This window comes from Citrobacter sp. Cb041 (assembly GCF_030336655.1).
In the GTDB taxonomy this organism is placed as follows: domain Bacteria; phylum Pseudomonadota; class Gammaproteobacteria; order Enterobacterales; family Enterobacteriaceae; genus Citrobacter; species Citrobacter braakii.
The window spans coordinates 20,405-43,105 of the sequence record NZ_JAOWDD010000020.1; the positions used below are offsets into that span (position 1 = coordinate 20,405).

At 52.9% G+C, this 22,701-nt stretch carries 19 protein-coding genes; 8 read left to right on the plus strand and 11 right to left on the minus strand.

Annotated elements, in window-relative coordinates; genetic code table 11:
* The first annotated feature begins 101 nt into the window (after window positions 1-101).
* The 3 genes from acs to actP all read left to right on the plus strand — a co-directional run bounded on the left by acs (window position 102) and on the right by actP (window position 4,257).
* A complete protein-coding gene (gene acs, locus OGV52_RS01310) occupies window positions 102-2,060 on the plus strand; it encodes an acetate--CoA ligase (protein WP_016155371.1) in 1,959 nt (652 codons plus the stop codon).
* Window positions 2,061-2,296: 236 nt separating this feature from the next.
* Window positions 2,297-2,611, plus strand: a complete 315-nt coding sequence (locus OGV52_RS01315) for a DUF485 domain-containing protein (RefSeq protein ID WP_016155370.1) — start codon at window positions 2,297-2,299, stop codon at window positions 2,609-2,611.
* Window positions 2,608-4,257 (plus strand): cation/acetate symporter ActP, encoded by a 1,650-nt coding sequence (gene actP, locus OGV52_RS01320; protein WP_016155369.1) that lies wholly within the window; start codon window positions 2,608-2,610, stop codon window positions 4,255-4,257. The genes OGV52_RS01315 and actP overlap by 4 nt, the downstream gene beginning before the upstream one ends.
* A 244-nt stretch (window positions 4,258-4,501) precedes the next feature.
* Here the strand turns inward: actP and OGV52_RS01325 are convergent, their stop codons facing one another.
* Window positions 4,502-5,449, minus strand: a complete 948-nt coding sequence (locus tag OGV52_RS01325; protein ID WP_216404179.1) for a DUF4431 domain-containing protein — start codon at window positions 5,447-5,449, stop codon at window positions 4,502-4,504.
* Between the two features lie 243 nt (window positions 5,450-5,692).
* Between OGV52_RS01325 and OGV52_RS01330 the strand changes: the two genes are divergently transcribed.
* Window positions 5,693-6,982, plus strand: coding sequence for a Gfo/Idh/MocA family protein (locus OGV52_RS01330; protein ID WP_047499548.1), 1,290 nt, complete (start codon window positions 5,693-5,695; stop codon window positions 6,980-6,982).
* Between the two features lie 14 nt (window positions 6,983-6,996).
* Here the strand turns inward: OGV52_RS01330 and OGV52_RS01335 are convergent, their stop codons facing one another.
* On the minus strand, window positions 6,997-7,686 hold the full coding sequence (locus OGV52_RS01335; protein WP_151224611.1) for an LrgB family protein: 690 nt from the start codon (window positions 7,684-7,686) through the stop codon (window positions 6,997-6,999).
* Entirely contained in the window at window positions 7,679-8,089 is a 411-nt protein-coding gene (locus tag OGV52_RS01340; RefSeq protein ID WP_016155367.1) for a CidA/LrgA family protein, read from the minus strand. The genes OGV52_RS01335 and OGV52_RS01340 overlap by 8 nt, the downstream gene beginning before the upstream one ends.
* Window positions 8,090-8,190: 101 nt before the next feature.
* On the opposite strand from OGV52_RS01340, the gene OGV52_RS01345 reads away from it, so the two are divergent.
* Window positions 8,191-9,081: a LysR family transcriptional regulator gene (locus OGV52_RS01345; protein WP_047357727.1), complete on the plus strand. Its 891-nt coding sequence runs from the start codon at window positions 8,191-8,193 to the stop codon at window positions 9,079-9,081.
* Window positions 9,082-9,165: 84 nt separating this feature from the next.
* Here OGV52_RS01345 and OGV52_RS01350 read toward each other — a convergent pair whose 3' ends face one another.
* The 3 genes from OGV52_RS01350 to soxR all read right to left on the minus strand — a co-directional run bounded on the left by OGV52_RS01350 (window position 9,166) and on the right by soxR (window position 13,382).
* The gene (locus tag OGV52_RS01350) at window positions 9,166-10,812 is read right to left on the minus strand and encodes a Na+/H+ antiporter (protein WP_016155450.1); all 1,647 of its coding nucleotides are present in this window, start codon (window positions 10,810-10,812) and stop codon (window positions 9,166-9,168) included.
* A 157-nt stretch (window positions 10,813-10,969) separates the two neighbouring features.
* Window positions 10,970-12,319, minus strand: coding sequence for a guanine/hypoxanthine transporter GhxP (gene ghxP, locus OGV52_RS01355; protein WP_016155449.1), 1,350 nt, complete (start codon window positions 12,317-12,319; stop codon window positions 10,970-10,972).
* Window positions 12,320-12,923: 604 nt separating this feature from the next.
* Window positions 12,924-13,382, minus strand: a complete 459-nt coding sequence (gene soxR, locus OGV52_RS01360) for a redox-sensitive transcriptional activator SoxR (protein WP_016155363.1) — start codon at window positions 13,380-13,382, stop codon at window positions 12,924-12,926.
* An 86-nt stretch (window positions 13,383-13,468) separates the two neighbouring features.
* On the opposite strand from soxR, the gene soxS reads away from it, so the two are divergent.
* On the plus strand, window positions 13,469-13,792 hold the full coding sequence (soxS, locus tag OGV52_RS01365; RefSeq protein ID WP_016155362.1) for a superoxide response transcriptional regulator SoxS: 324 nt from the start codon (window positions 13,469-13,471) through the stop codon (window positions 13,790-13,792).
* Window positions 13,793-13,794: 2 nt separating this feature from the next.
* Here the strand turns inward: soxS and pdeC are convergent, their stop codons facing one another.
* Window positions 13,795-15,381: a cyclic di-3',5'-guanosine monophosphate phosphodiesterase PdeC gene (gene pdeC, locus OGV52_RS01370; protein ID WP_287107968.1), complete on the minus strand. Its 1,587-nt coding sequence runs from the start codon at window positions 15,379-15,381 to the stop codon at window positions 13,795-13,797.
* Between the two features lie 551 nt (window positions 15,382-15,932).
* On the opposite strand from pdeC, the gene OGV52_RS01375 reads away from it, so the two are divergent.
* The gene (locus OGV52_RS01375) at window positions 15,933-16,214 is read left to right on the plus strand and encodes a YjcB family protein (RefSeq protein WP_016155360.1); all 282 of its coding nucleotides are present in this window, start codon (window positions 15,933-15,935) and stop codon (window positions 16,212-16,214) included.
* Between the two features lie 66 nt (window positions 16,215-16,280).
* On the opposite strand, the gene ssb1 is transcribed toward OGV52_RS01375, so the two are convergent.
* Window positions 16,281-16,808, minus strand: coding sequence for a single-stranded DNA-binding protein SSB1 (gene ssb1, locus OGV52_RS01380; protein WP_016155359.1), 528 nt, complete (start codon window positions 16,806-16,808; stop codon window positions 16,281-16,283).
* Window positions 16,809-17,059: 251 nt separating this feature from the next.
* Between ssb1 and uvrA the strand changes: the two genes are divergently transcribed.
* On the plus strand, window positions 17,060-19,882 hold the full coding sequence (gene uvrA / locus OGV52_RS01385) for an excinuclease ABC subunit UvrA (RefSeq protein WP_016155358.1): 2,823 nt from the start codon (window positions 17,060-17,062) through the stop codon (window positions 19,880-19,882).
* 94 nt (window positions 19,883-19,976) lie between these two features.
* On the opposite strand, the gene OGV52_RS01390 is transcribed toward uvrA, so the two are convergent.
* The 3 genes from OGV52_RS01390 to tyrB all read right to left on the minus strand — a co-directional run bounded on the left by OGV52_RS01390 (window position 19,977) and on the right by tyrB (window position 22,616).
* Complete coding sequence (locus tag OGV52_RS01390) at window positions 19,977-20,333, minus strand: MmcQ/YjbR family DNA-binding protein (RefSeq protein ID WP_016155357.1); 357 nt, start codon at window positions 20,331-20,333, stop codon at window positions 19,977-19,979.
* A 126-nt stretch (window positions 20,334-20,459) separates the two neighbouring features.
* On the minus strand, window positions 20,460-21,173 hold the full coding sequence (aphA, locus tag OGV52_RS01395; RefSeq protein WP_003826615.1) for an acid phosphatase AphA: 714 nt from the start codon (window positions 21,171-21,173) through the stop codon (window positions 20,460-20,462).
* Between the two features lie 249 nt (window positions 21,174-21,422).
* On the minus strand, window positions 21,423-22,616 hold the full coding sequence (gene tyrB / locus OGV52_RS01400) for an aromatic amino acid transaminase (RefSeq protein WP_287107970.1): 1,194 nt from the start codon (window positions 22,614-22,616) through the stop codon (window positions 21,423-21,425).
* Window positions 22,617-22,701: the final 85 nt, after the last annotated feature.

Sequence of the window (22,701 nt, forward strand, 5' to 3'; positions counted from 1 at the left end):
TTGCGTGATCTGCCGCGCAAATACTAAACAAAACTCTCAAAGCCCCTACATTTAACGTTTATGAGACATATTATTAACATCCTACAAGGAGAACAAAAGCCATGAGCCAAATACATAAACACGCTATTCCCGCAAACATTGCGGATCGTTGCCTGATAAACCCGGAGCAGTACGAAGAGAAATACCAGCAATCCGTTAACGAACCCGACACATTTTGGGGCGAGCAGGGAAAGATTCTTGATTGGATCAAGCCATACAGCCAGGTGAAGAACACCTCCTTCGCACCAGGCAACGTGTCGATTAAATGGTACGAAGACGGCACCCTGAACCTGGCCGCAAACTGCCTTGACCGTCATTTACAGGCAAATGGCGATCGCACCGCCATCATCTGGGAAGGCGATGACGCCACCCAAAGCAAAAACATTACTTATCGCGAACTGCATCGCGATGTTTGCCGTTTCGCCAATACGCTACTGGATTTAGGCATTAAAAAAGGCGACGTAGTGGCCATTTATATGCCGATGGTGCCGGAAGCGGCGGTTGCTATGCTGGCTTGCGCCCGCATTGGCGCGGTGCATTCGGTCATCTTCGGTGGTTTCTCACCAGAGGCCGTCGCCGGACGTATCATCGACTCCAATTCACGTCTGGTGATCACCGCCGACGAAGGCGTGCGCGCCGGCCGCGCTATCCCGCTGAAAAAGAACGTCGATGATGCGCTGAAAAACCCGAACGTCAAAACCGTGGAACATGTGGTCGTCCTCAAACGTACCGGTGGAAAAACGGAATGGCAGGAAGGCCGTGACCTGTGGTGGTCCGATCTTATCGAGAAAGCCAGCCCGGAACATCAGCCAGAAGAAATGAACGCGGAAGATCCGCTGTTTATCCTCTATACCTCCGGTTCAACCGGCAAGCCAAAAGGCGTACTGCATACCACCGGCGGATATCTGGTCTATGCCGCAACCACCTTTAAGTACGTGTTTGACTACCATCAGGGCGATATTTATTGGTGTACTGCTGACGTGGGTTGGGTAACCGGGCACAGCTACCTGCTGTACGGTCCGCTGGCCTGCGGCGCAACCACGCTGATGTTCGAAGGCGTGCCAAACTGGCCAACCCCGGCGCGTATGTCGCAGGTTGTGGACAAGCACCAGGTCAATATTCTGTATACCGCGCCGACCGCCATCCGCGCCCTGATGGCAGAAGGTGATAAAGCGATTGAAGGCACTGACCGCTCCTCGCTGCGTATCCTGGGTTCCGTTGGCGAGCCGATTAACCCGGAAGCATGGGAGTGGTACTGGAAGAAGATCGGCAACGAAAAATGCCCGGTCGTCGATACCTGGTGGCAGACCGAAACCGGTGGATTCATGATCACCCCGCTGCCGGGCGCCACCGAGCTGAAAGCGGGTTCCGCAACCCGTCCGTTCTTTGGCGTACAGCCTGCGATTGTCGATAACGAGGGTAATCCGCTGGAAGGCGCGACCGAAGGCAACCTGGTGATTACCGACTCGTGGCCGGGCCAGGCGAGAACGCTGTTTGGCGATCACGAACGCTTTGAGCAGACCTACTTTTCTACCTTCAAGAATATGTACTTCAGCGGCGACGGCGCGCGTCGTGACGAAGATGGCTATTACTGGATCACCGGTCGTGTGGACGATGTGCTGAACGTCTCTGGCCACCGTCTGGGAACGGCAGAAATCGAATCGGCGCTGGTGTCGCATCCGAAGATCGCCGAGGCCGCGGTGGTGGGTATTCCGCATAATATTAAAGGCCAGGCGATCTACGCCTACGTCACGCTGAATCACGGCGAAGAGCCGTCACCTGAGCTGTACGCCGAGGTGCGCAACTGGGTACGTAAAGAAATTGGTCCGCTGGCAACGCCAGACGTGCTGCACTGGACCGACTCACTGCCGAAAACCCGCTCCGGCAAAATCATGCGCCGTATTCTGCGTAAAATCGCGGCGGGCGATACCAGCAATCTGGGCGATACCTCGACCCTCGCCGATCCTGGCGTGGTAGAGAAACTGCTCGAAGAGAAGCAGGCCATCGCGATGCCATCATAACCATAACCGTGAAATGCCCGATGGTGCACGGCTTATCGGGCCTACAAATCCTACCCCTACCCCTCCCCTGACCGGGAGGGAAAATATAATAACCCACCCCAAAGGATTTCGCGTTGCAGGAAGGCGGCAAGCGAGCGCATCCCCAGGAGCATAGTTCACTATGTGACTGAGGTGGGCGAGTGCGGCCAACACACTTGCAACGTGAAAGACGAAGGGGGCCTCTGGAGAACTCTGTGATGAATGACTCTATTTATCAGCGGATAGAAGACAGTGCGCGTTTCAGGGAGTTAGTTGAAAAAAGGCAACGGTTTGCCACCATTCTGTCCATCATCATGCTGGCAGTTTACATCAGCTTTATTTTACTGATTGCCTTTGCGCCTGGCTGGCTGGGTACGCCGCTACACGCGGGAACCAGCGTCACCCGGGGTATTCCGATTGGGGTCGGTGTGATCCTCATCTCCTTCATCCTGACCGGGATCTATATCTGGCGGGCAAACGGTGAATTCGACCGCCTGAACAATGCGGTTCTGCACGAGGTTAAAGCATCATGAAGAGAGTCCTGACGGCGCTTGCCGCCACGCTGCCCTTCGCCGCAAACGCGGCGGATGCTATTAGCGGTGCAGTCCAACGCCAGCCAACCAACTGGCAGGCGATTGTCATGTTCCTGATTTTCGTCATCTTTACGCTCGGTATTACTTACTGGGCGTCTAAGCGCGTACGTTCGCGTAATGACTACTACACCGCCGGCGGTAACATCACTGGTTTCCAGAACGGGCTGGCGATTGCGGGCGACTATATGTCGGCGGCATCGTTTCTCGGGATTTCCGCGCTGGTGTTTACCTCCGGTTATGACGGGCTGATCTATTCGCTCGGCTTCCTGGTCGGTTGGCCAATTATCCTGTTCCTGATTGCTGAGCGTCTGCGTAACCTGGGTCGTTACACCTTTGCAGATGTTGCTTCTTATCGTCTGAAGCAAGGACCAATCCGTATTCTGTCGGCCTGTGGTTCTCTGGTGGTGGTCGCGCTGTATCTGATCGCCCAGATGGTCGGCGCAGGTAAGCTGATTGAGCTGCTGTTTGGTCTGAACTATCACATCGCCGTCGTACTGGTTGGCGTGCTGATGATGATGTACGTCCTGTTTGGCGGCATGCTGGCGACCACCTGGGTACAGATCATCAAAGCCGTTCTGCTGCTGTTCGGCGCCAGCTTTATGGCCTTTATGGTGATGAAGCACGTCGGCTTTAGCTTCAACAACCTGTTCACCGAAGCAATGGCGGTACACCCGAAAGGTTCAGCCATTATGAGCCCGGGCGGACTGGTAAAAGATCCGATCTCCGCCCTATCGTTAGGTCTCGGCCTGATGTTTGGTACGGCAGGCTTGCCGCACATCCTGATGCGCTTCTTCACGGTCAGCGATGCCCGAGAAGCGCGTAAGAGCGTGTTCTATGCCACAGGTTTTATGGGTTATTTCTACATCCTGACCTTTATCATCGGCTTTGGCGCGATCATGCTGGTGGGCGCTAACCCGGCGTATAAAGACGCTGCTGGCGCGCTGATCGGCGGTAACAACATGGCGGCGGTTCACCTGGCGAATGCAGTGGGCGGCAACCTGTTCCTGGGCTTCATCTCAGCCGTGGCGTTTGCCACCATCCTGGCGGTGGTTGCAGGCCTGACGCTGGCGGGCGCATCGGCCGTTTCTCACGACCTGTACGCCAACGTGTTCCGTAAAGGCGCAACCGAACGTGAAGAGCTGAAGGTGTCGAAAATCACCGTACTGGTGCTGGGCGTGATTGCCATCCTGCTCGGCGTGCTGTTTGAGAACCAGAATATCGCCTTCATGGTAGGTCTGGCGTTTGCTATCGCAGCCAGCTGCAACTTCCCGATCATTCTGCTCTCCATGTACTGGTCAAGACTGACTACGCGTGGCGCGATGTTGGGCGGCTGGTTAGGTCTGCTGACGGCGGTGGTGCTGATGGTGCTTGGCCCGACGATTTGGGTCCAGATCCTTGGTCATGAAAAAGCCATTTTCCCGTATGAATATCCGGCGCTGTTCTCCATCAGCGTAGCGTTCCTCGGGATCTGGTTCTTCTCTGCTACCGATAACTCAGAAGAAGGTAATCGCGAACGCGAGCAGTTCCGTGCTCAGTTCATCCGTTCCCAGACCGGGTACGGCGTAGAACAAGGTCGCGCGCACTAACCACTCCTCCTCTTCCCCGGTCATTTTGGCCGGGGAAGACGTTCAGCGAATCATCCTGGATTCTCATCCGTTATCAAGCGACGAGCAGGCACAGCGATAAGCAACAGGAAAATAATCGCACACACAAGATTTAGCCACTGCCAGCCCTTCCAAAAAGCCAGCAACCCGGCACCCCAGAAATAAATCATTAAGCATTTATTAACATCCTTTTCTATTTTTATTTCATTCCTTTTGTAATACGTCCCTACCCTGCGGTAAAACTCCCCGTCAGTCGCAGTTTGCCATCAACCAGCTTGAACATATATGACGTTGCACCATCACAATACTCTGAAAGGCCGGGAAGTTGCGTATTAGGACCGGTCCCCTGTGAAATAAAAAGAATACCGTCCGTAAGTTCCCCTTGGGCGATGGTATCGCATGTTCCTTTAACGGTATGACGTTTACCGTGTTCTTCATAATAAAACATGCCATCTTCATCCGCAGGAAAATAGCGACGCTGCTGCTCATGTTCCGAAAGCGCGTTAATTCTGTACTCGTTTATCATCAGGGATTCAGCATCAACACCGATGCTGGCAAGCATCTGCAGATGCGCCATAATCTGCTGCGAATTTTGGTCAAACACAGTCTCGGTAAGTACATCTTCCTGACGGTTTTCATCATAATCAATAAAGTCAAATAGCGTCCCCTGCAAAGGAAAGACAAAATATGTTTTCAACGCGACAACGTTTTTCTCCCGCAACGCCTGTTGGAACTGTTGAAACTGCAGCAGCGCGCTTTTCTTTTGTTCCGCCGTGGTGATGGGAGTAACGTTTTTGGCGCTATAAAGAATAAGCAGCACAGAAGTAAAGTGATGACCCGTTTGGGCATACATCGTTTTCCCGGTCAGGATGACATCTTTTCCCAGAGAAGGAGCAAGATCGGCGTAATTAAGCTTATTTTTGCCCATCAAGATAATCTGCACTAGCGGAACATTTTCAGGCTCACCGTTAACATCGCACTCAAACGGTTGATCCAATTTAAGATAATCATAAGTTACCGCTTCATCGCCATCTTTGATGCTTTCGTAATTTAGCGAACCGGGTAATGTCTGTTGTATTAATGTTCCCTGAAGTGTCACCTGTTGGTCTTCATCAGGACACCAGGCCAAAACGGCATGACTAAACAAAAGAGCAGATAACCACAAATATTTCACGCTGCGCATCCTTACAATGGCGAGTAACATTTATCATTATTCTAAGGCGTAAACATAAATTTAAACATAGCCTCTAAGAAAATCAGAATCTCATCCTCTCTTCCGGTCATTTTGGCTGGGGATCACATTTTTCCTTCTGCGTTGTATCCATCTTCTGCATTAGCGTTATTGTATAAAAATAAAATTGAAATATTGTTTTTATTACATCAACACGTTAATTCATTTTTTAGAAATGAGGATGTTATGAAGAAATATGCCCTGGTAGGAACTGGCGGGCGCGCGGGACTTTACATCAGCGCGATTGGCGGGCAGTGGAAAGAAAATGCACGTCTGGTCGCCTTTTGCGACACCAATCAAACCCGTATGAATTACGCCAACCAGCTTTTGGCGAACGAAGGTGCGCCCCCGGTCTCTACATGGAAGGCGCAGCAGTTTGAAGAGATGATCCGCGAAACACGTCCGGATATCATCATTGTGACCACCATGGACCGGACTCACGACGACTATATCGTGCGTGCGCTACGCGCAGGCTGCGATGTGATCACCGAAAAACCGATGACCATCGATGAGCAACGCGCCCTGCGGATTCTGGACGCCATTGAAGAGACCGGCCGTCAGTTACGCGTCGCTTTTAACTATCGCTATGCACCGCACCACAGCAAGGTTCGCGAACTGCTGATGAACGGTACGATTGGCGAGGTTTATTCAGTTCACTTTGAATGGTTGCTCAATACCGAACACGGTGCCGATTATTTCCGTCGCTGGCATCGCGAAAAACGTAATAGCGGCGGCTTATTAGTGCATAAATCCACTCACCATTTTGATCTAATGAACTTCTGGCTGGGCAGTTATCCCGAGCGGGTGTATGCCGAAGGCAGCCTGCGTTTCTATGGAAAAGAGAACGCCGAACGCCGGGGCGTGACGCAATTTTACCCGCGCGCTCACGGCTATGCGCAGGCCAAAGACGATCCGTTTGCGCTGCATATGGCCGAAAACCCTCAGCTTAAAGCGCTCTATCTGGATGCAGAACATGAAGATAACTATTTCCGCGACCAGAGCGTATTCAGCGACGGCATCACCATTGAAGACACCATGTCGGTGCTGGTGAAGTATCAGAATCAGGTGCAGCTTACCTACTCACTGAACACCTGGCTGCCGTGGGAAGGCTTGAACGTGGTCTTTAACGGCAGCGAAGGCCGCCTGGAGATGAAAATCGTTGAGAAATCCTACGTCAACGCCGGAGGCGAGCGGGATAACGAAGGCTGCCTTGAAGCCTGTGACATCACTGTTTTCCCGATGTTTGCCGCGCCGTGGCAAGCTGATTTTACCCTCGGCGAAGGCGGTCACGGCGGTGGAGATAATGCGATGCTGGCCGATCTGTTTGGCGAACCGCGGCACGATCCGTTGCAGCGTGCCGCCGACCATCGCGCCGGCGCCATGTCGATTTTGACCGGTATCGCCGGGAATATTTCAATGCAGCAACAGCGGCCGGTGAATTTTAAAGAGTTCGCGCTGATTTCACGCTTGAAATAGCACACAGCCGCTGGTCAGAACATCACCATCGCGACCAGCGGCGCTACCAGCACCATCACCACGCCGGAAAGCATCATCACCAGGCTGGCGACCACGCCCTCCTGCTGGCCGAGCTCATAAGAGCGCGCCGTGCCCGCACCATGCGAGGCTGCGCCAAATCCTGCACCTTTCGCCATCCCTTCCCGAATAGAAAGCCGTAAAAACAGTACATCGCCAACCGCCATACCGAATACACCGGTCACTACCACGAACAATGCCACCAGGTCTGGTTGCCCACCCAACGGCTCTGCTGCCGCCAGCGCAAATGGCGTGGTGACGGAGCGCACCGCCAGACTACGCTGGATTTCATCAGGCAACATAAACAGACGCGCCAGCCACACGGAACTGGTAACGGCCACCAGCGTTGCCGTCACCACGCCCGCCGTCAGTGACATCCAGTGCCGCTTAATCACGGCAAGGTTGTCATAAACCGGAACGGCAAAAGCGATGGTCGCTGGGCCTAACAGCCACAGCAGCCAGTGCGATTCACCAATATAGTTTTGCCAGGAGATATGCCCAAAGACCAGCATCAGGACCAGCAGCGCCGGAGTGAGCACTAACGGCATCAGCGGTAATTTACGAAAACGGCGATACAGGCGCTTGTTGGCAAAATAGATGCCCAGCGTAATCACCAGACACAGCACGCTTAGCTGGAAATTACTCACGGTTTAGCCTGCTCATTTCATAGCGATACACTTTATCCACGACCCACGCCGTTGCGCCAAGCACCATCAACGTACTTAGCGCAATGACGGCAAATATGCGCCAACCATCGACCAACAACAGCTGCGTATAGTTGACGACAGCCACCACCGCCGGAACAAAAAACAGCAACATTTCAGCCAGTAACCAGCGAGCGCCTGCACGAATCCAGTTCAGCGGGATAACCCGGCAGACAATCAGCGCCAACATCAGCACCATCCCAACCAGGTTGGCAGGAAGCGGCAGATGCAGCCAGGAGACAAGATATTGAGCAAATACAAATAGACCTGCGTACAACAGAACCTGAACGGGGATCTGGAGTCGATGAATAACGGCAGGCGTCACGCGGCTTATCGCCACAGCCATGAGGGTATGTCCTTAAAAAGTAGAGAGCGCCAGTATAGAGAGCCCCCGTCCAGGACTGAAATGAATTAAACTCATTGCAGGCATAGTCTTAAGGAATAATCATGGATATCAGAACGCTGCGCTATTTTGTTGAGGTGGTTCGTCAGCAGAGCTTTACCCGCGCAGCGGAGAAGCTTTTTGTCACCCAGCCCACCATCAGCAAGATGTTGAAGAACCTTGAAGACGAGCTTAACTGCACGCTGTTAATCCGCGACGGTCGGCGACTGCTGTTAACCGACACCGGACAGGTTGTTTTCGAACGCGGCCTGGCGATCCTCGCCGAGTTTCGCCAGCTCGAAGCAGAACTCAGCGACATTAATCACCTCAACAAGGGAGTGCTGCGCCTCGGCATCCCCCCCATGGTCGGTATGTTGATGGCCGGGCCTATCAGCCTGTTTCGCCAGCGCTATCCCGGCGTGGAGCTGAAGGTATCTGAATTTGGAGGCTTAACCGTCCAGCAGGCGGTGATGAATGGCGAGCTGGATGTCGCGATGACCGCGCTGCCGGTTGAAGAAGAGAGCGGCCTGGCGACCTTACCGCTTTTTAGCCATCCGCTCTGCGTGCTGGTCCCCCGTTCCGGTCAGTGGACAACGTGTGAATCCATTTCCCCCGAGGCGTTAGCGGAGCATCCCCTGCTTATCTATAACGAAGATTTCGCGTTGAGCCGTCAGTTGCTTGAGCTGTTTAACCAGCACAACGTCAAACCCCGCATCGCGGTACGCAGTGGGCAGTGGGATTTTCTGGCGGCAATGGTGCAAGCCGGAGTCGGGATCGCCATTTTACCGGAGCCGATTTGCCAGCGGTTGGATAAGCAGACGCTGCGCTGGATCCCTTTGGAGAGTGATTTACGCTGGCAGTTGGGCATGATTTGGCGCGAAGGTGTGTATCTGTCGCACAGCGCCCAGGCGTGGCTCAAATGCTGTGAAGGGTTCTGGCTAACGCAAGAGTCGTAACATGCCGGATGCGGCTTAACGCTTATCAGACCTACAATTGGATTCCGTAGGCCTGATAAGCGTAGCGCCATCAGGCACAACCGTTTATTCGTTCTCGATCAACAGCGCTTCCAGCAAATCCAGATCGTGCAGCAGTTTTTGCAGCGTTTCATTGCTAATTTCCCGCGTGGCGCGCAGGTGATAAAGCTCCGCGCGCTCGGAGCGCAGGGCCGCCAGACGGAAACGTCGCTCGAGGTTTTCTTCCTGCATCGAGCTTTCTACGTCGTTGCGTCCGTCGGCGCGTCGACGCAGGTTACCGATGACGCGTGAACTTACCTCGGTGAGCAACTGATTGTCGATGTTCTCTTCGGTGTCTGCGGCCAGACGCTCCTCCATTTTCTGGATGGCGACAATCGCCACTTCCGCCGTGGCAGCGCGGGCAATTCGTTCCTCTTTCTGCTGCTGCGAGTGGTCTGCCACTTCCAGGTGTTGCAGCAGAAGCGGCAGCATCACCACGCCAACAAACAGCGAGAACAGAATCACGCCCGCGGCAAGGAAGATCAGCTCATATCGCGCCGGGAAGCCGCTACCATCCGGTAACAGCAACGGAATAGAGAGCACACCGGCGAGAGTAATGGCCCCACGCACGCCCGCAAAGGAGGCGATCATGATTTCACGCGTCGTCCAGGAACCAAACTCCATCGGCTTTTTCTTCAGGAAGCGCAGGCTAAACTTCTTCATCGTCCACAGCCAGCCAAAACGTACCAGCATCAGCGCCACGTAAATCAGCACGATATCGGTAAACAGCATCCAGATTTCAACATTCGGATCGGCTTCTGCCGCCGCCAAAGAAGACTCCAGAATCCCCGGCAACTGCAGTCCTAACAGCAAGAAAACCATGCCGTTAAACACAAACTCCAGCATCGCCCAGGTGCTGTTAGCACGTAAACGCATCGCCAGCGGCGCCCGGCGCATTACCCCGGAACGGGTGATCGTCATCCCGGCTGCGACCGCCGCGAGGATGCCGGAAACACCGATGTGTTCCGCAATCAGGTAAGACGCAAACGGCAGCAGGAACAGCAGAACGATTTGCGTTGCCGGTTCATCACCACCCCAGCGGCTGAGAAAACGCAGGGAGCGCCCGTACAGCCAACTGACGACAAAACCGGCCAGGATACCGCCAATCGCTACCTTGAAGAATTCAAGCGTTGCGCCACCAACCGTAAACACCATCGTGCCCATCGCCACGGCGACGGCAAATTTCAGTGATACCAGACCGGAGGCGTCGTTCATCAACGCTTCGCCCTGCAGGATACCCATGATTTTCTTCGGTATGCGTCCCTCGCCCACTATGCCGGAAAGCGCAACTGCATCGGTTGGCGACAGGACAGCGGCCAGCGCAAAGGCTGGGATGAGAGGGATCCCCGGCACCAGCCAGTAAATCATAAAGCCAATCCCGACCACCGTGACCAGAACCAGCGCCAGCGCAAGGCCGAAGATCTCTCGCCCGTGCTCCAGAAACTCACGGGTTGGCGTCTTCCAGCCATCGGCGAAAAGCAGCGGCGGGATGAACAGAACCAGAAAAAGCTCAGGATCGAATTCCACATGCAAACCAAACGTCGGCCACGCCAGCAAGGCGCCGATGGCGATCTGCATAAGGGGTAAAGGGAGTTGGAATGGCAATACGCGAGTAAAAACCCCCGACAGCGAGACCACAAGGGTCATGATGAGTATGGTGAAAAAGATTTCCATGCGTTCCCTGTTTGCGATGTTTCTTATGATCAGTGATGAGAGGCGTCGTGCCTCAATTCTATCTACTTGAGAGTAACGCAAAAGACAACGAGAGTGTTGTGAAAATAAAAACGGGCGGCCAAAGCCACCCGTTTTCAGAATCTTCATCAAATGAGGATTAGATAGCCCAACCACCAGCGTAGAAGGCCACCAGCGCGATGGCGATGACCACTGTGCCGATGTTCAGTTTGCGCCATTCGCCAGAGACGATACGGCCAATCACCAGGGTAGCAAAGCCAATCATAATGCCGGTCACGATGTTACAGGTCAGCACGATAAATACGGCCGTTACCAGCCCCGCCATAGCGTCGACAAAGTCAGCAAAGTCGATTTTCGCTACGTTGCTCAACATCAACAGACCCACATACATCAGCGCAGGTGCCGTTGCATATACTGGTACAAGATAAGAGAGCGGAGAGAGGAACAGGATCAGCAGGAACAGTACGCCAACGGTGATCGCCGTCAGGCCAGTTTTGCCGCCTGCCGCCGTACCCGCTGCGGATTCAATATAAACCGCCGCCGGTGCAGCACCCACCAGACCAGAGAACACGCTGCTCAGGGAGTCGGTGGTCAGCGCTTTGCCGCCGTCAATAATCTGTCCGTCTTTATCCAGCAGATTCGCCTGTCCGGCTACCGCACGGATGGTTCCGGTCGCATCGAAGACAGCGGTCATGACCAGCGCCAGCACGCTCGGCAGTACGATTGGGTTTAGTGCGCCCATAATATCCAGGCTACCGATCAGCGAGTTGCCGTTTTCGTCGCTCAGAGACGGCATGGCAAAAATACCGGAGAAATGTACGGCCGGGTCGAAAATCAGACCCACTACGGAAATACCGATAATAGTCAGCAGGATACCGCCCGGTACTTTCAGTTTTTCGAGGCCAATAATCACCGCCAGACCTACCAGCGACATAATCACCGGGAAGGTATCGAAATCGCCCAGCGCAACCGGCAGGCCGTCCAGCGGGTTTTTAATAACCAGACCCACGCCGTTTGCCGCAATCAGCAGCAGGAACAGGCCGATACCAATCCCCGTACCGTGCGCAACACCCTGCGGTAGATTGCGCAGGATCCAGCTACGAATACCGGTCGCGGAAATGATGGTAAACAGGACACCCATCAGGAACACCGCACCCAGCGCAACAGGCACGCTGATATGTTGTCCCAGTACCAGGCTGAATGCGGTAAACGCCGTCAAAGAAATGGCGCAACCAATCGCCAGCGGCAGGTTTGCCCACAGGCCCATCACAATAGAACCGACGCCCGCGACCAGACAGGTTGCCACAAATACAGCGGCAGGCGGGAATCCAGCTTTACCCAGCATCCCCGGAACCACGATGACGGAGTAGACCATGGCCAGGAACGTCGTTAATCCGGCAACGACTTCCTGACGAACGGTACTGCCGCGGAGCGAAATTTTAAACCAGGCGTCGAGTGAACCGCCGGTACGCGCTGAAGGCGTAGACATAGAAAACATCCCCTGAGAGTTTATTTTTTCGTCATTATGCGTGCTGGACAATCCACTGCCTGCTAAACGTTTTCTCCATGTGCCAGGTTTGCGTCAATAGGGGTGTCGCAAAAAAGCAAACGTTTAGCTCCGCGCATAAAAAACGGGTGGTAAAAAAAAGCAAACGATTATCCAGCGATCATACGCTGGTTTTCAACTGAACTTTGCCGCTTTTTACTCATTTCTTCTTATAACGCGCAATAAATAATCAGTCGATGCGCAAACGTTATCGTCAATGCGCAGTCTGGCAACAAAATTTGCGGAGTTATTACAACATCGGTGTGCCTTTTTCACGCAAACTTGCGCAAGAAAACCGGTGAAGATGCGGAAAATTTTTTGGCTAAAAAACCACCATTTCACTGGTAAATAGATAGAGGTGGCTTACAATTACATTATCAACACAGACCGGAACCTCACCTAATGTGCTCGACTGAGGGGTGTTGATGTCGGGGGAAACCCTCCCGTGAACCAGCGGGATAGAGTGAAAGACAAAGACCGGAACCAAACTAAAGCGCCCTCTGTGGCGCTTTAGTTTTATATCCGTCAATCCATCAGATATTTCACATCAATCATCTTCCAGCAGACGCGCCCCGGTCCCCTTCTCGCCAAGCTGATCGCCTGGGTTACGCAACGGGCAATCGCTGCGCGACAAACAACCGCAACCAATACACCCATCCAGTTCATCGCGTAGCGCCACTAAAGTATGAATGCGTCGATCCAGCTCTTCACGCCATTGCGAAGAGAGCTGCTTCCACTCTTTAGCACTGAGCGAATGTCCTTCAGGTAATACGCCGAGCGCGTCACCGATCGTTGCCAACGGGATCCCGATGCGTTGAGCAATCTTGATAATCGCCACATAACGCAACACATCACGTCTGTATCGGCGCTGATTGCCGCTGTTGCGCATACTGCTGATTAACCCTTTGCTTTCATAGAAATGCAGGGTTGATACCGCTACGCCGCTACGCTTTGCGACTTCACCTGGCGTGAGCAGCGCTTTTATTCGGGGTAATTTCTTTTCCATAAATCGCTTTACCTCAAGTTAACTTGAGGAATTATACTCGCCCACAGACAAAACGACGAATCGAATACTGAAAAAGAGGCAGCCCTATGTCCCATCAGCAGATTATTCAGACCCTTATTGAATGGATTGACGACCATATCGATCAGCCGCTGAACATTGAGGCGGTGGCGAAAAAATCAGGTTACTCGAAGTGGTATTTACAGAGAATGTTCCGCACGGTGATGCGCCAGACGTTGGGTGACTATATCCGCCAGCGTCGACTCCTGCTGGCTGCTGTTGAACTGCGGACGACCGAGCGACCTATTTTCGATATCGCAATGGATCTTGGTTACGTATCACAACAAACCTTCTCACGCGTGTTTCGCCGCGAGTTTGATCGTACCCCCAGCGATTACCGCCACCGCCTGTAAGATTATTGCCCGCTCTGCGTCAGTATGGCGGGCGACCGTTGTATCCAGTGCATGAACTCCTGTGGCGGCAGCGCCTTCGCAAAATACCAGCCCTGACAATACTGTACGCCACGTTCGCGCAGCCACTCGATTTGCTCAACCGTCTCTACCCCTTCCGCAATCATCTTCAGGTGTAAGCTTTGCGCCATTTCGATGATATGTTCGGCAATCAGGTGACTGGTGCTGTTGGTGGACAACGTACTAATAAATGATTTGTCGATCTTCAGGATATCGATATTCAACGCGGATAAATTGTGTAGATTGGAATATCCCGTCCCAAAATCATCAAACGCCACTTCATAACCCGCCTGACGAAACGCCTGGATTACCGCGGTCATTTTATCTACATCAATAAACCCGCGTTCCGTCACCTCGACTTTAATTTGCTGGGCCGCCACAGAGTACTCACGGTTTTTGTCGGTAATCAGGGCAATAAGTCGGGATGAATGAAAGTCAGAAGCAGAGAGGTTTATCGAGATATAAAGCTGAGGATGCGCCGAAAGAAAATATCCTAAATCGTTGAACACCTCTTCAATCACGTAATCCGTGATCCGCTCAATCATTCCCTCTTTTTCAGCCAGTGGAATAAACTCGGTTGGGCTCATTACTTCACCATCACAGCCCGGCCAGCGCAGCAGAGCCTCAGCCCCTACGCACTGACCGTTTTCGATATCAATGATCGGCTGGTAGTGCAGACACAGTTGACGTTTTTTGATTGCGCGTTTTAACAAGCGGCGGGGAGATAAGTATTCCTGACGCGTGCGCCACCACATTAACAGCATCAGGATGCTGCAGATAATCCCGAAAGGAATCGTTAACGCAGCCTCATGATAGAAAATCGAATGTATGCGTTTATCCGAGGTCGACACAATAATCGCAATCGGGCGTTTTTCTGAATGCACTTTGGTGTAGAAGCGATCGTCCAACTGGAAGGTTGAGGCTTCACCGCGCACCAACAGCAATAACTGCGCAATAGGCGCCCCTTCGCTGGCAGAGAAAAAAGTACCCGTTACCGTGTCATACACGCCCCAGGACAGGTCCGGGTCATCTGACATAACTTCGCTGTAAGATAATGGGTTGATGACGGCAACGTAGTTTCCACGTTGCATATACGTCATTCTGTAGCCAGCGAAAAAGGGGGTATCGCGATAGTAATAGATGGAGATGTCCGGCGTACGTTTATAGTCGGCGGTCGGCATAATATAGGCGACTGGCGGCGCCATCGACGTAGAGCACAAAAAATGATCGCCCTGCGCATAAATTAGCTCGCTGATATATAAACGACCACGAATAATATCTAGCATATTTTTCTGATGTGCCGGGGTACACATCTTACCTTGATACAACAGGGCCATATCTCGCGCTAAATCGGCTTGTTGGATCACCAATTCAGTTTTATTTAACACCAGTTGCGCAAAAGAGCGAAGTTGATTACGGGTTTCGGACATTGCCCGGATTTGAGCAAACCATAACGCCAGCACCACGGGGAGCAATACCACCATGAATGTTCCGAGGAACTTCAGTATCTTGCGTCGCGCACTGTGATTCATGTCAGCCCTGTTTCCCTGTTTCGTATATGCCAGAACCCATTAAGGCAAGATGCTATAAACACCGACTGATTAAGTTGCATGAATCTATCAGTATTAGCAACAGACTTCTCTATGTAAAAGTCTGATAATAGTTGATGATGATATTATTTTTCCGTAAGGCAAACTTAAAGTTATGCTTATTTCATAACGTTATTATCCCCAAGGAGTAATTTTTTATAAGCACTATCCTGGCTTTATTTAAGAAATTCATTAGATTTTTTTAACGATTAATTTAGGATAAATAAAACAGGTAACGAAAATGCATCTTTAGAGTTGATTATTTAGTATCATTGCTTCCTTGAATATAACCACATATTTAACATGGTTATCATCCTGCAAAAAATACGTCCAACACTGGTGAACAAACGAGCATATGTGATATAGTTCACAAAAATCATGTAACAGAAACGATGTTTCATTCATGTTATTGCCCGTCGATAGCCAGAGTACTACACCCTCGGTGAACACCCCCGCGCTGTCCTGGGCATCCAGACTTTCTGAGGACGTTTTTCATGGCAACGATAACAACTGGCGTGGTTCTTCTGCGGTGGCAATTACTCAGTGCAGTGCTGATGTTTTTAGCCAGTACGCTTAATATCCGTTTTCGTAAATCAGATTATATTGGCCTGGCCGTCATTAGCAGCGGTTTAGGGCTGGTTTTTGCCTGCTGGTTTGCGACCGGATTACTCGGCATAACCCTGGTGGATATGTCCGCAATCTGGAAGAACATTGAAACCGTAATGGTTGAAGTGATGAGCCATACACCGCCAGACTGGCCGATGGTGTTGAACTGATAACAGAATTGCATATGGCTACCCCAGTCCTGAGGTAGCCATAATTTTCAGCGAAAAGCAGAAGGATTAGAACGGAATATCGTCGTCGAAATCCATCGGCGGCTCATTAGACGGCGCTGCCGGAGCCGACTGTTGCTGCGGGCGAGACTGCGCGCCGCCGCTGAACTGATTGCCACCTTGCGGCTGCTGAGGCTGACCCCAACCACCCTGCTGCTGGCCGCCACCTGCCGGAGCACCACCACCCTGACGACCGCCCAGCATTTGCATGGTGCCGCCAACGTTAACCACAACTTCAGTGGTGTACTTTTCTACGCCGGATTGATCGGTCCATTTGCGGGTACGCAGCTGACCTTCGATATAGACCTGGGAACCTTTACGCAGATATTCGCTGGCAACTTCCGCCAGTTTGCCGAACAGCACCACACGGTGCCATTCAGTCTGCTCTTTCATTTCGCCGGTCGCTTTATCACGCCAGGATTCGGAAGTAGCCAGCGTAATGTTGGCAACTGCGCCACCATTCGGCATATAGCGTACTTCCGGGTCCTGGCCCAGATTACCGACGAGAATCACCTTGTTTACGCCTCTGCTGGCCATGATCGTGTCTCCTGAAAAACGTTACTGAATAAGTGTAAGCGCGGGATTGTAGCATTTCCAATAGCGCTTTTACTACGTTGCGAGATCGATTCCAGTAAACAACCCCAGACAGACATTGTTGCACAGGCATCTGCGTTTTGCATTCCAATACTGTATATCCATTCAGGTCAGGTTGTGTCATAATTAACCGTTTGTGATCGCCGGTAGCACCATGCAGCCAGGCAAAAAAGCGTTTAATCCGGGAAAGATGAATGGATAAGATCGAAGTTCGGGGCGCCCGCACCCATAATCTCAAAAACATCAACCTCGTCATCCCGCGCGACAAGCTGATTGTCGTCACCGGGCTTTCGGGCTCAGGCAAATCTTCGCTCGCTTTCGACACCTTGTATGCCGAAGGGCAGCGTCGTTACGTTGAATCCCTTTCCGCGTACGCGCGTCAGTTTCTGTCGCTGATGGAAAAGCCGGATGTCGACCACATTGAGGGGCTGTCTCCCGCCATCTCAATTGAACAAAAATCGACATCCCACAACCCGCGATCCACGGTAGGTACGATTACCGAAATTCACGACTATCTGCGCCTGTTGTTTGCCCGCGTTGGCGAACCGCGCTGCCCGGATCACGACGTTCCCCTGGCGGCCCAGACCGTTAGCCAGATGGTGGACAACGTTCTGTCGCAGCCGGAAGGCAAACGTCTGATGCTGCTGGCGCCGGTGATTAAAGAGCGTAAAGGCGAGCATACTAAAACGCTGGAAAACCTGGCAGGCCAGGGCTATATCCGCGCCCGTATCGACGGTGAAGTGTGCGACCTTTCCGATCCGCCCAAGCTTGAACTGCAAAAGAAACACACTATTGAAGTGGTGATTGACCGCTTTAAAGTACGCGACGATCTCACCCAGCGACTGGCTGAATCCTTTGAAACCGCGCTGGAACTGTCCGGTGGTACGGCGGTGGTCGCCGATATGGACGATCCGAAAGCGGAAGAGTTGCTGTTCTCCGCCAACTTCGCCTGCCCGATCTGCGGCTACAGCATGCGCGAGCTGGAACCACGCCTGTTCTCGTTCAATAACCCAGCGGGCGCATGCCCGACCTGTGACGGTCTCGGCGTGCAGCAGTATTTCGATCCTGACCGGGTGATCCAAAATCCGGAACTGTCGCTGGCCGGTGGTGCTATCCGCGGCTGGGATCGCCGTAACTTCTATTACTTCCAGATGCTTAAGTCACTGGCGGAACACTATAAATTCGACGTCGAAGCCCCATGGGCCAGCCTGAACCCTGCCGTGCATAAAGTGGTGCTGTACGGTTCCGGTAAAGAGAATATCGAATTTAAATACATGAACGATCGCGGCGATACGTCCGTACGCCGCCATCCGTTCGAAGGCGTATTGCACAATATGGAGCGCCGTTATAAAGAGACGGAATCCAGCGCGGTACGTGAAGAATTAGCCAAGTTCATTAGCAACCGACCGTGCGCCAGCTGTGAGGGGACGCGTTTACGCCGGGAAGCCCGCCACGTATTTGTCGAAAATACGCCGCTGCCCGCGATTTCCGACATGAGCATCGGCCACGCCATGGATTTCTTCAACAACCTGAAGCTTGCGGGTCAGCGAGCGAAGATTGCAGAGAAAATTCTCAAAGAGATTGGCGATCGTCTGAAGTTCCTGGTCAACGTCGGCCTCAACTATCTGACGCTGTCGCGTTCAGCAGAAACGCTCTCCGGCGGCGAAGCCCAGCGTATTCGTCTGGCAAGCCAGATCGGCGCAGGTCTGGTCGGCGTAATGTACGTGTTGGATGAACCGTCTATCGGTCTGCATCAGCGCGATAACGAGCGTCTGTTGGGCACGCTTATCCACCTGCGTAATCTGGGCAATACCGTCATTGTGGTTGAGCACGATGAAGACGCGATTCGCGCCGCTGACCACGTTATCGACATCGGCCCCGGCGCGGGTGTTCACGGCGGCCAGGTGGTTGCCGAAGGTACGCTAAAAGATATCATGGCCGTGCCTGAGTCGCTGACCGGCCAGTACATGAGCGGTAAGCGCAAGATTGAAGTGCCGAAACAGCGCGTGGCGGCAGACCCGGAAAAAGTGTTGAAGCTGACCGGCGCGCGCGGTAACAACCTGAAAGATGTCACGCTGACGCTGCCGGTTGGTTTATTTACCTGCATTACCGGTGTTTCCGGTTCGGGTAAATCGACGCTAATTAACGACACGCTGTTCCCGATTGCGCAGACGGCGCTGAACGGCGCCACGCTGGCTGAACCCGCGCCATATCGTGATGTTCAGGGCCTGGAACATTTCGACAAAGTGATCGACATTGACCAAAGCCCGATTGGCCGTACGCCGCGCTCTAACCCGGCAACCTACACCGGCGTGTTTACGCCAGTGCGCGAACTGTTTGCCGGCGTGCCGGAGTCGCGTGCGCGCGGTTATACTCCAGGTCGTTTCAGCTTTAACGTCCGCGGCGGACGCTGTGAAGCTTGTCAGGGCGACGGCGTGATCAAAGTCGAAATGCACTTCTTACCGGATATCTACGTGCCGTGCGATCAGTGTAAAGGCAAACGCTATAACCGCGAAACACTGGAGATTAAGTACAAGGGCAAGACTATCCACGAAGTGCTGGATATGACGATTGAAGAGGCGCGTGAGTTCTTCGATGCCGTTCCGGCGCTGGCGCGTAAGCTGCAAACGCTGATGGACGTGGGTCTGACGTACATCCGACTGGGTCAGTCCGCCACCACGCTCTCGGGCGGTGAAGCGCAGCGCGTGAAGCTGGCGCGTGAACTGTCCAAACGCGGTACCGGTCAAACGCTGTATATTCTCGACGAACCGACCACCGGTCTGCATTTTGCGGATATTCAGCAACTGCTGGACGTGCTGCATCAACTCCGGGATCAGGGCAACACCATCGTAGTGATTGAGCACAATCTGGACGTGATAAAAACCGCTGACTGGATTGTCGATCTCGGTCCGGAAGGCGGCAGCGGCGGCGGGGAAATTCTGGTTTCAGGCACACCAGAAACGGTCGCTGAGTGTGAAGCCTCACACACGGCCCGTTTCCTCAAACCACTGTTGTAATCATGCCGATGGCGCTACGCTTATCAGGCCTACAAAATATGCATAATTGCTTGTAGGCCGGATAAGGCGCTGGCGCCTCATTTCGGAAAACAGATCAGGACTGCGCCAGTATCCGGCGTTTATCTTCCGGCAGCGTGTTTACGGCCTGCTGATAAGAGGCGTCTACCAGGTAGTAGATTTGCGAATCCGGCAGCGAGCCGTCCAGATACACCGTACTCCAGTGCGCCTTATTGAGATGCCGGCTTGGCCGTACATCGCTATGCTGCTGACGTAACAACTCTGCCAGTTCCGGGCTGGTTTTCAGTGACACCGCCGGGCGTTCTTCCACCTCTTTTACCATGGCAAAAAGCACATCTTCGACTTTGATTTGTGTGGCCTTCCAGTCACTGTGTACGCTCTGCTCGGCGCCCATTTTTGCCATGCAGTATTGCAGCAACTCCGAATTTGTCATCTTAATTCCCCTTACCAGCATATTGCCTAATGAGAACATCTTTTATTCAGTGTGCAGCAAGTCCGCAAAAGGTAAAAGCAGGTAACGCAAATTTGTTTAAAAAAACAACAACCGCAAGCAACGTCCTCAATACTCCGAGTTGACGATCACCTCTTCACCAAACGCGCCGGCCTGTGGCAACGGTTTATAAGTGGAGTTAGAAGCGCGTAAAATACGAATGCCACGAATACCCACGTCTCGGGCGGCGGTAATGTCATTATCAGAGTCGCCGTAGAACATACGGATATTTTTATCCTGCAGCCACTGCGTTTTCGTATTCTGGCCCGGCTTATCACCGGCAAAAATGACCGGGTTCATATTGCCGGCCGGGATGTGAAAGTTATCGGACAGCGTTTTCGACACCGTTTCGGTCTTCGTCTGGCTACGCCCGGTTACGAAAAAGATGCTGTCGCCGCGACGCACGTGCATATCAATCAACTGACGCGCCACTTCTTTCGGAATGCTGAATTCGTCCCAGCCATTGTTCATTTTTTCCCAGAAGGCCGGATTTTTCAGGTAGTCCTCACTGTCCGGAGAATACGTTTTTTTTCCGCGCCAGAAGCCTGGGCTGGAAAAGAGGACGGTGTCATCGATATCAAACCCGACGGCCATCGGCGGGCGTCCGGTCAGGCTGTTTTCAATTTGTGCCACGGAGACCCAGTGAATGGGTGCCTGCTCAGCGAGTTTTGCAACGTTGGTGCCTGGATTAAGCTGAGAGGGAGAGGAAACTAACGCCTGGGCCGGCTGATTTAGCGTGAACAATAAACAAACGGCACTCAGTGCCAACGTAAACTTGCGCATATTTTTCCCTAAGTAGTCAGTTAGTTATCATTTTTTTATTAACAACTGGTCAAAAAACTATCTGACCTTACCCCTTAGGGGGAGGGAAAGGAAGGATTTTCTCTGGTTTTGTCCTGGAAAAAGAGCATGATCACATTGGAAAACAGACCAATAGCACGGTGAAAGAAAGTAGGCCGGATAAGGTGATTACACCTCTATCCGGCAATACAATGCCTGATGGCGCGACGCTTATCAGGCCTAAAAACCCGGTTACATGACGGCAGCAAATGCCTTCGCCACGCGTTGCACGTTACCGTGATTCAACCCGGCCACGCACATACGACCGCTGGCTATCAGGTACACACCGAACTCATCGCGCAGGCGATCGACCTGAGCAGCGCTGAGCCCGGTATAGCTGAACATCCCGCGCTGTTGCAGCAGGTAATCAAAGTTACGACCAGGGATCTCCGCATTCAATACGTTAACCAGCGCCTGGCGCATCGCCAGAATACGGGTACGCATCTCTTCGACTTCCGCCAGCCAGTTGGCTTTCAGCGCGTCATCACCCAACACCGCGGCCACGACCTGCGCACCAAAGTTTGGCGGGCTGGAATAGTTACGACGCACCGTCGCTTTTAGCTGCCCCAGAACGCGGCTGGCGGCATCAGCGTCTTCACAGACCACTGAAAGTCCGCCGACACGTTCGCCGTACAAAGAGAAAATCTTCGAGAATGAGTTGCTGACCAGTGCAGGCAATCCGGCGCTGGCAATGGCGCGGATCGCATAGGCATCGTCTTCCATTCCGCCGCCGAAACCCTGGTAAGCAATATCCAGGAACGGGATCAGATCGCGAGCTTTCAGGATCTCAATGACACCATCCCATTGCGCGGGAGTTAAATCCGCACCCGTCGGGTTATGGCAGCATGGATGCAGCAGTACGATGCTGCGCGCCGGTAAGGAGTTCAGCGTGGCCAGCAGGTCGTTGAAACGCACGCCATTGGTGGTGTCGTCATACCAGGGGTAAGTACTTACTTCGAACCCAGCACCTTCAAAAATCGCGATGTGGTTTTCCCAGGTCGGATCGCTGACCCACACGGCAGAATCAGGGAAATAGCGTTTCAGGAAGTCTGCGCCAACCTTTAGCGCACCGGAGCCGCCCAGCGTCTGAATCGTTGCGACGCGCTGCTGCTGGAGAACCGGATGCTCTGCGCCAAACAGCAGCGGCGCAATAGTATGGCGATAAGTGTTCAGGCCTTCCATCGGCAGATACAGCGAAGCGCCATGCGGTTTGGCATTCAGTCGGGCTTCCGCTTCTGCCACCGCTTTAAGCTGAGGAATAATGCCGTCTTCGTTGTAGTACAGACCGATGCTGAGGTTCACTTTGTCGCTACGTGAATCTTCTTTGAAACGCTCCATGAGCGATAAAATCGGGTCGCCGGCGTAGGCGTCAACTTTTTGAAACACGTGTGGTTCTCCAGGTTTACAGGCAGGGGTTAAGAACACAATAAACCGGAAGCGGGAGAAGATCGAGAGGATGTTGAGAGGAATA

Coding starts and splice junctions, on each gene's coding strand:
- actP (WP_016155369.1), top strand. CDS start 2,608: ATGAAGAGAGTCCTGACGGCGCTTGCCGCCACGCTGCCCTTCGCCGCA.
- OGV52_RS01330 (WP_047499548.1), top strand. CDS start 5,693: ATGAAGAAATATGCCCTGGTAGGAACTGGCGGGCGCGCGGGACTTTAC.
- soxS (WP_016155362.1), top strand. CDS start 13,469: ATGTCCCATCAGCAGATTATTCAGACCCTTATTGAATGGATTGACGAC.
- OGV52_RS01350 (WP_016155450.1), bottom strand. CDS start 10,812: ATGGAAATCTTTTTCACCATACTCATCATGACCCTTGTGGTCTCGCTG.
- acs (WP_016155371.1), top strand. CDS start 102: ATGAGCCAAATACATAAACACGCTATTCCCGCAAACATTGCGGATCGT.
- OGV52_RS01340 (WP_016155367.1), bottom strand. CDS start 8,089: ATGGCTGTGGCGATAAGCCGCGTGACGCCTGCCGTTATTCATCGACTC.
- ghxP (WP_016155449.1), bottom strand. CDS start 12,319: ATGTCTACGCCTTCAGCGCGTACCGGCGGTTCACTCGACGCCTGGTTT.
- ssb1 (WP_016155359.1), bottom strand. CDS start 16,808: ATGGCCAGCAGAGGCGTAAACAAGGTGATTCTCGTCGGTAATCTGGGC.
- soxR (WP_016155363.1), bottom strand. CDS start 13,382: ATGGAAAAGAAATTACCCCGAATAAAAGCGCTGCTCACGCCAGGTGAA.
- OGV52_RS01390 (WP_016155357.1), bottom strand. CDS start 20,333: ATGACAAATTCGGAGTTGCTGCAATACTGCATGGCAAAAATGGGCGCC.
- pdeC (WP_287107968.1), bottom strand. CDS start 15,381: ATGAATCACAGTGCGCGACGCAAGATACTGAAGTTCCTCGGAACATTC.
- OGV52_RS01315 (WP_016155370.1), top strand. CDS start 2,297: ATGAATGACTCTATTTATCAGCGGATAGAAGACAGTGCGCGTTTCAGG.
- OGV52_RS01345 (WP_047357727.1), top strand. CDS start 8,191: ATGGATATCAGAACGCTGCGCTATTTTGTTGAGGTGGTTCGTCAGCAG.
- OGV52_RS01375 (WP_016155360.1), top strand. CDS start 15,933: ATGGCAACGATAACAACTGGCGTGGTTCTTCTGCGGTGGCAATTACTC.
- uvrA (WP_016155358.1), top strand. CDS start 17,060: ATGGATAAGATCGAAGTTCGGGGCGCCCGCACCCATAATCTCAAAAAC.
- aphA (WP_003826615.1), bottom strand. CDS start 21,173: ATGCGCAAGTTTACGTTGGCACTGAGTGCCGTTTGTTTATTGTTCACG.